13 protein-coding genes are annotated in these 12,070 nt (G+C 66.7%); 5 read left to right on the top strand and 8 right to left on the bottom strand.

Annotated features, from left to right (window positions below; genetic code table 11):
- Positions 1 to 6: 6 nt before the first annotated feature.
- From QX073_RS14100 to QX073_RS14110, 3 genes are all read left to right on the top strand, one after another.
- A complete protein-coding gene (locus tag QX073_RS14100; protein ID WP_316225902.1) occupies positions 7 to 867 on the top strand; it encodes an ATP-binding cassette domain-containing protein in 861 nt (286 codons plus the stop codon).
- A gap of 14 nt (positions 868 to 881) precedes the next feature.
- Positions 882 to 1,457, top strand: a complete 576-nt coding sequence (locus QX073_RS14105; protein ID WP_316225903.1) for a flavin reductase family protein — start codon at positions 882 to 884, stop codon at positions 1,455 to 1,457.
- Positions 1,458 to 1,548: 91 nt separating this feature from the next.
- Positions 1,549 to 1,704: a hypothetical protein gene (locus QX073_RS14110; protein ID WP_315714164.1), complete on the top strand. Its 156-nt coding sequence runs from the start codon at positions 1,549 to 1,551 to the stop codon at positions 1,702 to 1,704.
- Between the two features lie 444 nt (positions 1,705 to 2,148).
- On the opposite strand, the gene QX073_RS14115 is transcribed toward QX073_RS14110, so the two are convergent.
- The 8 genes from QX073_RS14115 to QX073_RS14150 all read right to left on the bottom strand — a co-directional run bounded on the left by QX073_RS14115 (position 2,149) and on the right by QX073_RS14150 (position 10,515).
- Positions 2,149 to 3,528 (bottom strand): sigma-54 dependent transcriptional regulator, encoded by a 1,380-nt coding sequence (locus tag QX073_RS14115; RefSeq protein WP_315714165.1) that lies wholly within the window; start codon positions 3,526 to 3,528, stop codon positions 2,149 to 2,151.
- 53 nt (positions 3,529 to 3,581) lie between these two features.
- Positions 3,582 to 3,929, bottom strand: a complete 348-nt coding sequence (fliN, locus tag QX073_RS14120) for a flagellar motor switch protein FliN (protein WP_015669138.1) — start codon at positions 3,927 to 3,929, stop codon at positions 3,582 to 3,584.
- A 29-nt stretch (positions 3,930 to 3,958) separates the two neighbouring features.
- Positions 3,959 to 4,579 carry a FliH/SctL family protein gene (locus QX073_RS14125; RefSeq protein ID WP_315714166.1) on the bottom strand — a complete coding sequence of 207 codons (621 nt, stop codon included), beginning with the start codon at positions 4,577 to 4,579 and terminating at the stop codon, positions 3,959 to 3,961.
- Complete coding sequence (gene fliG, locus QX073_RS14130) at positions 4,579 to 5,673, bottom strand: flagellar motor switch protein FliG (protein WP_315714167.1); 1,095 nt, start codon at positions 5,671 to 5,673, stop codon at positions 4,579 to 4,581. Before fliG ends, QX073_RS14125 begins: the two co-directional genes overlap by 1 nt.
- Before the next feature lie 44 nt (positions 5,674 to 5,717).
- Entirely contained in the window at positions 5,718 to 7,316 is a 1,599-nt protein-coding gene (fliF, locus tag QX073_RS14135; protein ID WP_315714168.1) for a flagellar basal-body MS-ring/collar protein FliF, read from the bottom strand.
- Positions 7,317 to 7,651: 335 nt separating this feature from the next.
- Positions 7,652 to 7,927: a DUF1153 domain-containing protein gene (locus tag QX073_RS14140; protein ID WP_002714638.1), complete on the bottom strand. Its 276-nt coding sequence runs from the start codon at positions 7,925 to 7,927 to the stop codon at positions 7,652 to 7,654.
- 272 nt (positions 7,928 to 8,199) lie between these two features.
- Positions 8,200 to 8,898 (bottom strand): flagellar hook assembly protein FlgD, encoded by a 699-nt coding sequence (locus QX073_RS14145; RefSeq protein WP_316169305.1) that lies wholly within the window; start codon positions 8,896 to 8,898, stop codon positions 8,200 to 8,202.
- 12 nt (positions 8,899 to 8,910) lie between these two features.
- Positions 8,911 to 10,515: a flagellar hook-length control protein FliK gene (locus QX073_RS14150; RefSeq protein WP_316201297.1), complete on the bottom strand. Its 1,605-nt coding sequence runs from the start codon at positions 10,513 to 10,515 to the stop codon at positions 8,911 to 8,913.
- On the opposite strand from QX073_RS14150, the gene QX073_RS14155 reads away from it, so the two are divergent.
- Positions 10,502 to 10,729, top strand: coding sequence for a hypothetical protein (locus QX073_RS14155; RefSeq protein WP_316176096.1), 228 nt, complete (start codon positions 10,502 to 10,504; stop codon positions 10,727 to 10,729). The two genes, QX073_RS14150 and QX073_RS14155, sit on opposite strands and share 14 nt — an antisense overlap.
- A 142-nt stretch (positions 10,730 to 10,871) precedes the next feature.
- On the top strand, positions 10,872 to 12,068 hold the full coding sequence (mnmA, locus tag QX073_RS14160; RefSeq protein WP_316225904.1) for a tRNA 2-thiouridine(34) synthase MnmA: 1,197 nt from the start codon (positions 10,872 to 10,874) through the stop codon (positions 12,066 to 12,068).
- Positions 12,069 to 12,070: the final 2 nt, after the last annotated feature.

Below are 12,070 nucleotides of genomic sequence, written 5' to 3' on the forward strand. Positions count from 1 at the left end.
TCGTAAATGCAGCAAGCGCTCCGAATTCCCGTGTCCGGCGTCGAGGCGATCGACGGCACTGACGTGATCGGGCATGCCGAGGCCTTCCGCCACGCGAGGAAGCCAGGCGTGACCCCGGCCCAACCCGCGACGCGCGGCCTGCCGCTGGTGATCCGCGACCTTCGCAAGGCGTTCGGCGACAACGAGGTGCTGCGCGGCATCGATCTCGAGATTCCGGCCGGTCAGTTCGTGGCGATCGTCGGTCAGAGTGGCTGCGGCAAGAGCACGCTGCTCCGCCTGATCGCAGGTCTGGACAAGCCGACGTCGGGCAGCATCAGCTTCGGTGAAGCCGCGGCGCGGCCCGAGGACGTCCGCGTCATGTTCCAGGAACCGCGGCTGCTGCCGTGGGCGCGGGTGCTCGGCAATGTCGAGGTCGGCCTCGGCCGCGAGCGCAAGGCCGCCGGCGCCCATGAGCGCGCGCGGCAGGCGCTGGAGGAAGTGGGTCTCGCCGACAAGCGCGACCAATGGCCGGCGGTGCTGTCCGGCGGCCAGAAGCAGCGCGTCGCGCTGGCGCGCGCGCTCGTCAGCGGTCCGCGCCTGCTGGCGTTCGACGAGCCGCTCGGCGCCCTCGATGCGCTGACGCGGATCGCGATGCAGCGGCTGCTGGAGCGGGTCTGGGCCGATCAAACCTTCACCGCAATCCTGGTCACCCATGACGTGGCGGAAGCCGTGGCCCTGGCCGACCGGGTTCTGGTCATCGAGAATGGCCGGATCGCCGAGGATATCATGGTCGATCTGCCGCGCCCGCGCCAGCGTGGCTCTGCGGAGCTTGCGGCGCAGGAAGGCTCGATCCTGGGCCAGTTGCTTGGACCGGGCGCGGCGGGTTAGGAGAGAATATCGCAATGAACTCCATCGTCCGCCTCATGCCCGACGCCACCGCGCTTCAGCCCGATTTCCGCTCCGCGATGCGCCAGCTGGTCGGCGGCGTGAGCGTGATCACCGTCGGGCGCGGCGATGAGGTCACCGGCATGACGGTGAGTTCGCTGTCATCGCTCTCCATCGAGCCGGCGTCCGTGATCGTGAGCCTCAATCGGAACGCCTCGTCATGGCCGATCCTGCAGCGGGAGCGCGTTTTCGGCGCCAATCTGCTCGCCGCGGGCCAGGTCGGCGTGGCCGAGCGGTTCTCGGGTAAAGGCGGTCTCAGAGGCGCCGAGCGGTTCGCCGGCGCCGAGTGGCGCAAGCACGTGACCGGCGTGCCGCTCCTGGTCGGGGCACTCGCCGCGCTGGACTGCGAGGTCGAGGAGATCATCGAGCGGCACTCTCATGGCATCGTGATCGGCCGCGTGGTGCATGTCGAGGTGGCGCCGCAATCGGCAGCCCTGGCATATTGGCATGGCGGCTATGTGCACGTCGACCGCGACGAGGACGTGGCCCGGCTCGCCCCCCTCGGCGGGCCCGATCCGCAGGACGAGCCATAGGCGGTGAGCGGCGGTTGGCCGCAGGGTGGCGTCCCGAAGCTGGACGCCGTAAAAGCACCGCGGCCTTGAGGCGGTGTTTGCGGCGGAGCTGATGAAACGGATCGGAACCTGGGCGCTCTATGTGATCGGCACGGCCGCGATCCTGTATCTCGCGCTCTATGCCTATGCCGTGCTGACGCAACGCGAGTTCACGCCCGGCGATCCCATTCACATCTTCCGCAATCCCGAGGCGCCGAACTATTCGTGAGGCTGTGCCCGGCGACGACGCGCCGGCGTATTCTCGCGAACCCACGGATCCGGGGACTGTTCACAGTCCTGTAGCTGCATCCAATCGTCGGTCAGAAACTGCACGCGGCAGCGGCGCCACACTTTGATGTGTTCGCCATCCGGCGACGTCTCGACATCGGATAGCGACAGGGTGGGCGGCCGCCAGCGATAGCTGCGTTCATTGTCCCAGCCGTCGCAGCCCTCCCTGCCACAGGCAACCGTTCGCGAGATCAGCTTGCCCTTGCCTGCGAAGCACCAGCTCCGGGCGCCCCATTCCTGACCCGACGACGGATTGACGAGCGGTGCGTGCGACGTCTGCTCCCAGCAGCCTGACAGCACGCCGCGCGTTGCGGCATCAGCCGGCGAAACGGCAAGCGGCGCGCCGAGGGCCAGCGCGCCGCCGAGAACGAACCGGATAGGCAGATTATACGGGGCTCGGCATGCGCGGCGTGTCGCCGGAGCCCGGCGGCGGGATCGGCACGCCGCCGTCGGCATATTCGTTGAGCTTGTTGCGCAACGTGCGGATCGAGATGCCCAAGATATTGGCCGCATGTGTCCGATTGCCCAGGCAGTGCTTCAGGGTCTCCAGGATCAGGTCACGTTCGACATCGGCGACCGTGCGGCCGACCAAGGCGCGCGTGACCTGTTCCGCCGCCATCGTAGCATGCGCTACGGCGGGTTGGGTCTTGCCGATGTCGAGGCGGGTGCCGTCGGGCGTGAGGATGGCATCCGGCCCGATCTCATCGCCCTGCGCCATCAGCACCGCGCGATGCATCGTGTTCTCCAGCTCGCGCACGTTGCCCGGCCAGCGGTTGGTGGTGAGGATGCGCTTGGCCTCCGCCGAGATCGGCCGCAGCGGTACGGCATTGGCCTCGGAATATTTGCGCGCGAAATGCTGCGCCAGCTCGAGAATGTCGGCGGGGCGCTCGCGCAGGGGAGGGATCTTCAGGTTCACGACGTTGAGCCGGAACAAGAGATCCTCGCGGAACGAGCCCTCGCGCACGGCGTCGGCAAGGTTGCGGTTGGAGGTCGCGATGATGCGGATGTCGACGGGGACGGGGCGGGTGCCGCCGACGCGGTCGATCACGCGCTCCTGGATGGCGCGCAAGAGCTTCGACTGCAGCCGCACGTCCATTTCCGAGATTTCATCCAGCAGGAGCGTGCCGCCATTGGCCTCCTCGAACTTGCCGATGCGGCGGGCGACGGCCCCGGTGAAGGCGCCCTTCTCATGGCCGAACAGCTCGGACTCCAGGAGGTGCTCAGGGATTGCGGCGCAGTTGATCGAGATGAAGGGACGCTTGGCGCGGGCCGAGCGGGTGTGGACGTAGCGCGCCAGCACCTCCTTGCCGGTGCCGGACTCGCCGGTGATCATCACAGAGGCGTCGGAGCCGGCGATCTGCTGGGCGAGCTTGATCACCTTCGCCATCGCCTCGTCGCGATAGACGAGGTCGCGGCTGTCGTTGGCGACGGCGGCGAGCACGGCGGCGATCAGTTCGGGATCCGGCGGCAGCGGAATGTATTCCTTGGCGCCGGCATGGATGGCGGCGACCGCGGCGCGGGCATCGCTGGTGATGCCGCAGGCGACGATCGGCACGTGGATGTGCTCTGCATCGAGCCGCATCACCAGGTCGCGGATGTCGAGCGCGACGTCGACGAGGAGCAGGTCGGCGCCCTTGCCGCCGCGCAGCACCCGCATCGCCTGCTCGTTGTCCTCGGCATGGGTGACGGTGGCGCCGTTCTCCATGGCGATCTTGGTGGCCGTCGTCAGCTGGCCCTTCAGCGTTCCGACGATGAGAAGCCGCATGTTGGTCTCCTATTCGGTCGTGCCGCTCTCGATCGGCACGCAGGTCATGTCTGTCAGTTGCGGTCGGACTTGATGATTTCGGTCATCGTCACGCCGAGCTTGTCTTCGACCAGAACCACCTCGCCGCGTGCCACGAGCCGGTTGTTGACGTAGATGTCGATCGCCTCGCCGACCTTGCGGTCGAGCTCGAGCACGGTGCCGGGCCCGAGCTTCAGGAGCTCGCCGACATCCATCTTGGAGCGGCCGAGCACGGCCGAGACCTGAACCGGGACGTCGAACACCGCCTCGAGGTCGGCCGCGATGCGCGCGGCATGCTCTTCCTCGTTGTAGCCGACGTCCCCGCCCAGCGGAGGCGCGTCCGCCGCATTGAGGTCGGGAAGCGGGATCTCGTTGTCGCTCATGACTTAACTCCCTCGGCCACCACAGCGGCCTAGTTCTTCTTGGACGCCATGTAGCGTCCGACCAGCTCGTTGATCTTGGCGTCGATCGCAGCGCGCTCCAGCACGACGCCGCCATCGGCCCATTCGATACGGCAGTCGCCGGTCGCGATCTCCGGCTCGGCGAGGATCACGAGGCGCCCCTCGAAGCCGCTCTGCTTGGCGAGCTTCTCGATCTTCTCGCGGGCGAGCTCGTACAGCGTCTCGTTGATGCGCAGCACGAGGTGCGGCGTGGCGACCAGATGCGCGAAGCAGTCGTGCACGAGTCCGATGATCTCGCCGAGCGGCTCCGCCTCGACCAGCGCCGCGCACAGCTTGCGGGCGACGGCGACCGCGACATCGACGGCCTCGGTTTCCATCCGCTGCTCGATGCCTTCGAAGCGGGCGGAGATGCCCTGCAATTGGATGTTGATCTGCTCCAGCGCCGAGGCGACGCGGCGGTCGGCCTCGACCTTGGCTTCGCGCTGCGCCGCCTCGTAGCCGTTGCGATAGGCGGCGGCTTCGGCGGCCGCGACCTTCTGTGCGATTTCCGCGGACGTGGCCGCACGCTCCCGCGTCGTCTTCTCCGGCGCGGCGAAGTCGGTATCGAACAGGAATTTCGCAGGCTGAGCCATCAATACACCAGTTCGTCGTCGGCGCGGTTCTTGCTGAGCATGATCTCGCCCTTGGCGGCGAGGTCCTTGGCGAGATTGACGAGCAGGGCCTGCGCCTCGTCGACATCGCGCAGCCGCACCGGCCCCATGGCGGCCATGTCGTCCTGCAGCATCTTGGCGGCGCGCGATGACATGTTGCCGAAGAAGAAGTTGCGGACCTCCTCGTTGGCGCTCTTGAGCGCCACGCCGAGCTTGTCCTTGTCGACATTGCGCAGCAGGGTCTGCGCCGAAGCGGAATCGAGCTTGATCAGGTCGTCGAAGGTGAACATCAGCGCCTTGATGCGCTCGGCCGACTCGCGGTTCTCTTCCTCCAGCGAGGTGATGAAGCGGGTCTCGGTCTGGCGGTCGAAATTGTTGAAGATTTCGGCCATCACCTCGTGGGCGTCGCGGCGGCGGGTCTGCGACAGGTTCGACATGAACTCGACGCGCAGGGTCTGCTCGACGCGCTCGATGACCTCCTTCTGCACCGCTTCCATGCGCAGCATGCGGCCGATGACGTCGAGCGCCATGTCCTCGGGCAGGATCGCGAGCACGCGGGCGGCATGCTCCGGCTTCAGCTTTGACAGCACGACCGCGATGGTCTGCGGATATTCGTTCTTGAGGTAGTTGGCGAGCACCTCTTCCTGGACGTTGGAGAGCTTCTCCCACATGTTGCGGCCGGCGGGGCCGCGGATCTCGTCCATGATGCCGTTGACGCGTTCCGGCGGCAGGTATTGCTGCAGCAGGCGCTCGGTGGCGTCGAAATTGCCCATCAGGGCGCCGGAGGCCGACATGCGCGAGACGAATTCGAGCATCAGGTCCTCGACCACGTCGGCTTCGATGGTTCCCAGCGTCGACATCGCCAGCGACAGTTCGCGTACCTCGTCGTCATCGAGCTGCTGCCAGATCTTGCCGCCATACTGCTCGCCGAGCGCGAGCATCATCACGGCGGCGCGCCGCGGGCCGCTCAAGGGTTCGGTCTTCTCGCGCTGCGCCTGGCGGCTCGCCAAGGTCGCGATGACCGTGGAAATGTCGTTGTTGTTGGCGTTGGCGTTCTGGGTCTGCGGCAGCGACATGGCGTCTACGTTCTTTTCAGTTCGGGCGGTTCACGTCGATCGGGTCAGCTCTGCGGCTCGGCGAGCCACTGGCGGATGATGGCGGCGGCTTCGCCCGGGTTGCGGTCGGCCAGCTCGCCCACCCGGTGGACGGACTGAGCGTGGACCTGGCCCTGGACCTGGGCGACGTCGATCATGTTGGCGGTCTGCTGGGCGTGAGCGGCTGCCTGGATGGTTTCGTCGGTGAGGGCCGGCAGGCCGCCGCCCGGGGCGGCGATCTCCTCGCTGGCGATGATCTTCTTCACCAGCGGCCGCACCACCATGAACACGACCACGATGCCGAGCAGCATCATCACCGCGAGCTCGATGACGTACATGACGTCATCCTTGGTGAAGTGGAGCATGCCGAGGAAGCCGGTGGGCTCGTTGATCTGCGGCACGGTGGGAGCGTCGGCGAATTTCAGGTTGACCACCTCGACCTGGTCGCCGCGCTTCTGGTCGAAGCCGATGGCGGAGCGGACCAGTGCGGCGATGCGGTCGAGCTCGTCCTTGCTGCGCTCTTGATAGACCAACTCGCCCTTTTCGTTCTTCGAGTAGGCGCCGTCGACCAGAACCGCGACCGAGATGCGGTTGACCCGTCCGGCCTCGGTGACTTCGGTCTTGGTGGTCCGGGAGATCTCGTAATTGTTGGTCTCTTCGGTCTTCTTGCTCTGGTCCCGCGGCTGTTGCGGCGGCGCGTTCTGCTGGTTGCCCGGCAGCTCGTTGTTGACCGTGACCTGGCCGTTGTTCTCGTTGGTCGCCGACTGCTCTTCGCGGGTCTGGCTCGAGCGCAGCACGCGGCCTTCCGGATCGTAGCGGTCGGAGGTCTGCGTGATGCGGTTGTAGTCGAAGTCGGCGGACAGCTGGACGCGGGCGCGGCCCGCTCCGACCACCGAGGAGACGATGTCCTCGACCTGCTTGCGCATCCGCTTCTCGAAGGCGTTGCGGCGCTCGTCGCCGACCTGCTGGTCGATGTCGGTCTGGGTGCCGTCGGCAAGCAGCTGGCCGGCCTCGTCGACAATCGACACCCGCTGTGGCTTCAGGCCGTTGACGGCGGAGGCGACGAGGTGGCGGATGGCGCGGATCTGCGCCGGTTCGAGGGTGCCGCGCACGCGCACGACGATCGAGGCGGACGGCTCCGGGGTCTCGCGCGAGAACAGCGGCCGCTCCGGCAGGACGAGATGGACGCGCGCCGCCTGGACACGGTCGATGGCGCGGATGGTGCGGGCGAGCTCGCCCTCGAGCGCGCGGAGATGGTTGATGTTCTGGACGAAGCTCGTGGTGCCCAGCGCGTCCGACTTGTCGAAGATCTCGTAGCCGACGCCGCCGCCCTTGGGCAGGCCGCCCTCGGCGAGCTTCATGCGCAGCCGGGTCACCTTGTCCTTGGGCACCAGGATCACGCTGCCTTCATTGCGCATCTCGAAGGGAATGCCCTGCCGCTCCAGATCCTTGATGATGCTGGAGGAGTCTTCCATCGTCAGGTCGGTGAAGAGGGTGGTCATCTGCGGCGCGGTCACGCGCATGATGACGAAGCCGAAGAAGCCGATTAAGGCAGCGGTGACTGCGATCATGGCGGTGAGCCGCGCGGCGCCCAAACCCTTCAGGAAGTCCAAGAGACCTTGCAAGCAACTGCCCCATAGTTCGGCATTCGACGGGTGGCCGCTGAAAGGTGATTTGAGCTTCGCGGGCCTTTACGGCCGGTTGCATAGATCGCGAAATTCAATCCTTAACCTTCACCAGCACCCGCATTCCAAGTGGCGATCCGATGTCAGCCGCTGCCCCGCCATTCGCGGGACGGGGCGCGGAGGTTGAATCGAACCACTGGGCAATTATTGCCTATGGGAAGGTTTCGATATGGTTAACGGTGGTTAAAGGGTCCTAACAAAGTGTAGACATGCAAAAAATCGGCTTGGCAGGGCCAAGCCGATTTTCGAAGAAATCCCGTCGCGTCGGCAACGATCTATTGGCGATATTGCTGAATTCGGGTGGTGCGCAGGCCGGCGAGACCGTGCTGGTCGATCGAGAACTGCCACGACAGGAATTCGTCGACGGTCAGGGTGTAGCGGCTGCACGCTTCCTCGAGGGACAGCAAGCCGCCGCGAACGGCGGCAACGACTTCAGCCTTCCGGCGAATGACCCACCTCTTGGTGCCTGGCGCAGGCAAATCCGCGATGGTGAGTGGGCTGCCGTCAGGCCCGATGACGTATTTCACCCTCGGGCGATGGGGTTCTGTCATGGCGTACTCACAAACTCTTAACCACTGAACTCACGGTAAGACCCTACGCCGCCTCGCTTAAAATTTGCCTAAGCCGAGGGCGCGAATCCGGCGTTGCGCGCGAACGCCGCCACTTCCGGTGGCGCTGCGCCCCGGGAGCGGAATCGTGGTGAATGATTGGTTAAGAATTTCCGGCGCTTACGCTGACATGTCGTCGCGGCAGCAGAGCTTGATGTTCAAGCTCTGCTGCAGGCGCATCCGCGGTCTCAGGAGCCGGTTGCGGGCCTTGGGGGCTAGCCGACGATCTGCCGGATCTGGTTGACCGTGTAGGTCTGGCCGCCGATCGTCAGCAATGGCGGCTGCTGGGTCAGGTCGACCGAGGACACCGCGCCCTGGACCTGGGTCTTGATCGCAACCGGATTGCCGTTGGTGGCGTCGGTCGCCACCGTCGTGATCTTGTACTGTCCATCCGGCCATTGCGTGCCGTCATTGCCCTGACCATTCCAGCTGTAGGTCTGGTTGTCACCGGCGTTGGCCGTATATTTGCCGGTGAAGACGGTCTGCCCGGCCTTGTTGATGATGTTGACCGTCAGATTGCAGTTCTTGGGGATGGTGAGGCCCCAGCTCGCCTTTCCACTGGACAGGCTGGTGGTGTCGCCGGCGACGACCGCGGTCTTGCCGACGAAGGCCAGCGCCTGGGTCGCCTGTGCCGTCTGCTGCATCGTGAGCAGCGATGCGAGCTGATCGTTGGTCTTGAGCTGCTGCTCGACGCCGGCGAACTGCACGAGCTGCTGGGTGAACTGATTGGTGTCCAGCGGATCCAGCGGATTCTGGTTCTGCAGCTGCGTCGTCAGCAGCGTCAGGAAGGTCTGGAAGTTGCCTGCAATCGTCGAGCCTGCGCTCGAGCCGAGGCTGTTGTTGCCGGTTGACGAATTGGTGCTGGTCGTGCCCGAGACTGGCGGGCTTGACGTGATCGCGTCGCCGATTGCCATGGAAGCCTCCTGTTAAACCCTGATATCCACGCCGCCTTGCGCGCCGAACATCCGTCCATAGGACCGTCCGGCGAGCTGGACCGGGACGTTTTCGTCCTCGGTCACGATCAGGCGTTGTGGGTTGCCATTCTGTTGATAATCGCCGCCATTCTGGCCGGACGAGTTCTGGTCGCGCAGCGAGAACTGCAATCCGCTGTTGTTGCTCTTGAGGCCGGCGTCCTGCAGCGCCTGCTGGAGCTGCGGCGCCGTCTGCTGCAGCATCGCCAGCGTCTCCGGCTTCTCGACCCGCAGATGCGAGGTCACCTGGCCGTTGCGGTCGACGTCGATGCGGACGTCGATGCGGCCGAGCTCGGCCGGATCCAGTCGGATCTCGAAGCGGCTCTTGCCGTTGAGCGCCGAGGCTGCGATCTCGACGGCAAGCCCATGAAGCGGCACAGCGGCCGCCGTAGCGGCCGTCGCGGTCAGGTTGGCCGCGGTGATCTGGCTGGTCGATGCGGCCGGCGTCGACAGCTGGGGCTGCGCGGCGGCCGTGGCCTGTGCGCTCGGATCGGGCGCCGGCGCGTTGGTCTGGCTGGTCGTCGGCGCGGCGTTGCGATCATGTGAGGCCGGTGCCTGCAAATTGCCGTTCGCCTTCCCGTCGCCGGGCTCGACGGAGTCCGGCTTGGCTGCAACAGCGGGCTGTTGCGCGAGCGCGTCCTGGCCCGGCTGCTGAGTGGACTGGACGTTGCCATTGCCCGGTTCGGTGACCTTGCCGGCTGCGCCGTCGGCGAGCCCCGTCTTGGTCTGGGTGCCCGGCTTGCCCGTCGTCTTGGTGCTGCCGGGAACGGCCGCATCGAGCGCGGCGGTGAAGGTCTGATCGGCAGATGCGGCAGCGTCGCCGGAGGTCGCCGCTGCCGTCTCGGGCGCCGTCGCGGTTGATCCGGCGCCGTCGGCATCCTTGGCCGCCCCGGTGGATTTGGCTGCGGCCGCCAGCAGACCTGCCGCGGCATCGACCGAGCCCTGCGGGCCAACACCGGCCGCTCCGACGGGCGCGGTCGCGCCGGGCGCATTGGTTTTGCCGTCGCCGCCCGCCGTGCCATCGCCGGTGGCGGGGTTGGTGAGGGTGATGTCGGGCTGGATGACGACGGCGACCGGCGTCGGCACGGCCACGGTCTGCTCGGCTATAGCGGTCGTCGCAGCGCTCGCATCCGTGCTGGCCTGATCGCCGTCCTTCTTGTCGCCCGTCTTGCCGTCGCTGGTCTTTCCGTCGGCGGTCCCGGCCGCATCGGTCTTGGTCGGCGTGCCGGTGGTCGCGTCAGCCGTGGTATCGGGACCGCTGGCGTCGGCGCCCGCAGTGCTGCCGTCGGCCTTGTCCGCCGGCTTGTCCTGCGACTTGGCCTGGGTGGTGCGATCGGCGTCGCCGGCCCGCGCCGGCTCGCGGCTCGGGGTGGAAGCGCTGCCGGCGCGCGGTGACGGCGACGCGGAGGTGGGCGGCGACGCTGTCGACGGATCCGGAGTCGCGGCGTCGACCAGCGCCGAGAAGCTGTCGGACGGCTGCGGAGCGTCCTGACGGGACTGTCTCGGCGCCGTGGTCTTGAGAACCGTGCCTGCCTGGATGTCTGACGTGACGCTGAACACCTTGGACCCTCTCGCGATGAACTCGACCAAGCAGTTCAGCAAGGAGCGGGCCAAGCCGGCGCAACTGAAAATAGTCAATAAATTCAATTTCTTATGGAATCGATCGCGGCGCGGATCCCCCGCCGCGTCCTCGCCATTTCTGCCCGGCCGGCAAGATTTGCCGCCGGCATCTGCGACCGGCGCAATTGCTTCGCAGGAAGTGCGCCTATATTAGAGACAGATGCTTTCGTGTTGTTTCCGATCAGGACATCCTGTCCGGAGATCGCCCGAAGCAAGCCATCCGCAAAGACGGCGCATGCGAGGCGTTCCCGCGCCGGGAACCCGTTGCCTGACGCCGCGATCGCAGTGACCGGATCATGCTCAACAGTCTCGATCTCGAAGGCCGTCCTGAAGACACCAGGGTCGTCGTCGCCATGTCCGGCGGCGTGGACTCCTCGGTGACGGCCGCGCTGTTGAAGTCGGAAGGCTACGACGTCGTCGGCATCACCTTGCAGCTCTACGATCACGGCGCGGCCACGCACCGCAAGGGCGCGTGCTGCGCCGGCCAGGACATCCACGATGCCCGCAACGTCGCCGAGCGCCTCGGCATCCCGCATTACGTGCTGGACTACGAAGATCGCTTCCGCGAGTCGGTGATCGACAATTTCGCCGCCAGCTACGCTTCGGGCGAAACGCCGGTGCCGTGCATCGAATGCAACCGCGCCATCAAGTTCGGCGATCTCCTGAAGACCGCGCGCGAGCTCGGCGCCTCCGTGCTCGCCACCGGCCACTACGTCGCCTCGCGGCGGCTGGCGGACGGATCGCGCGCGCTCACTTGCGCGGCGGACAGCGATCGCGACCAGAGCTACTTCCTGTTCGCGACCACGCGCGAGCAGCTCGATTATCTGCGCTTTCCGCTCGGCGACATGACCAAGCCGGAGGTGCGCGAGCTCGCGCGCCGCTTCGGACTGGAGGTCGCCGACAAGCACGACAGCCAGGACATCTGCTTCGTGCCGACCGGCCGCTACACCGACATCATCGGCAAGCTGCGCCCGAACGCGATGGAGCCGGGCGAGATCGTCGATCTCAATGGCCGCGTTCTCGGCGTGCATCAGGGCATCGCGAACTACACGATCGGTCAGCGCAAGGGCCTCGGCATCGCTGCCGGCGCGCCGCTCTACGTCGTCAAGCTGGACGTCGCCACCCGCCGCGTCGTGGTCGGCCCGCGCGAGGCGCTGCGCACGCATCGCATCACGCTGCGCGAGGTCAACTGGATCGGTGACGGCGCGCTCGACGTCGCCGCGCGCGAGGGCCTCGAATTGTTCGTGCGGGTGCGCTCGACGCGGCCGCCGCAGCCGGCTTGGCTGCGCGGTGCGGACGGCCGTTACGAGGTCGAGCTGGTCGCCGGCGAAGAGGGCGTCTCGCCAGGCCAGGCCTGCGTGTTCTACGATGCCGCGTCCGGCCGCGCCCGCGTGCTCGGTGGCGGCTTCATCCAGAGCGCTGTTGCGGAAAGCAGCAGCTTGGGCGGCAACGTGATCAGGCCGCAGCGCGTGGCCGAGCCGGTCCGCGGCTGATC

The organism is Bradyrhizobium sp. SZCCHNS3052 (assembly GCF_032484495.1).
Taxonomy (GTDB): Bacteria; Pseudomonadota; Alphaproteobacteria; order Rhizobiales; family Xanthobacteraceae; genus Bradyrhizobium.

What these genes read in the sequence shown, in the direction of transcription:
- QX073_RS14100 (WP_316225902.1), top strand. Translation starts at nt 7, where the DNA reads ATGCAGCAAGCGCTCCGAATTCCCGTGTCCGGCGTCGAGGCGATCGAC.
- QX073_RS14105 (WP_316225903.1), top strand. Translation starts at nt 882, where the DNA reads ATGAACTCCATCGTCCGCCTCATGCCCGACGCCACCGCGCTTCAGCCC.
- QX073_RS14110 (WP_315714164.1), top strand. Translation starts at nt 1,549, where the DNA reads ATGAAACGGATCGGAACCTGGGCGCTCTATGTGATCGGCACGGCCGCG.
- QX073_RS14115 (WP_315714165.1), bottom strand. Translation starts at nt 3,528, where the DNA reads ATGCGGCTTCTCATCGTCGGAACGCTGAAGGGCCAGCTGACGACGGCC.
- fliN (WP_015669138.1), bottom strand. Translation starts at nt 3,929, where the DNA reads ATGAGCGACAACGAGATCCCGCTTCCCGACCTCAATGCGGCGGACGCG.
- QX073_RS14125 (WP_315714166.1), bottom strand. Translation starts at nt 4,579, where the DNA reads ATGGCTCAGCCTGCGAAATTCCTGTTCGATACCGACTTCGCCGCGCCG.
- fliG (WP_315714167.1), bottom strand. Translation starts at nt 5,673, where the DNA reads ATGTCGCTGCCGCAGACCCAGAACGCCAACGCCAACAACAACGACATT.
- QX073_RS14140 (WP_002714638.1), bottom strand. Translation starts at nt 7,927, where the DNA reads ATGACAGAACCCCATCGCCCGAGGGTGAAATACGTCATCGGGCCTGAC.
- QX073_RS14145 (WP_316169305.1), bottom strand. Translation starts at nt 8,898, where the DNA reads ATGGCAATCGGCGACGCGATCACGTCAAGCCCGCCAGTCTCGGGCACG.
- mnmA (WP_316225904.1), top strand. Translation starts at nt 10,872, where the DNA reads ATGCTCAACAGTCTCGATCTCGAAGGCCGTCCTGAAGACACCAGGGTC.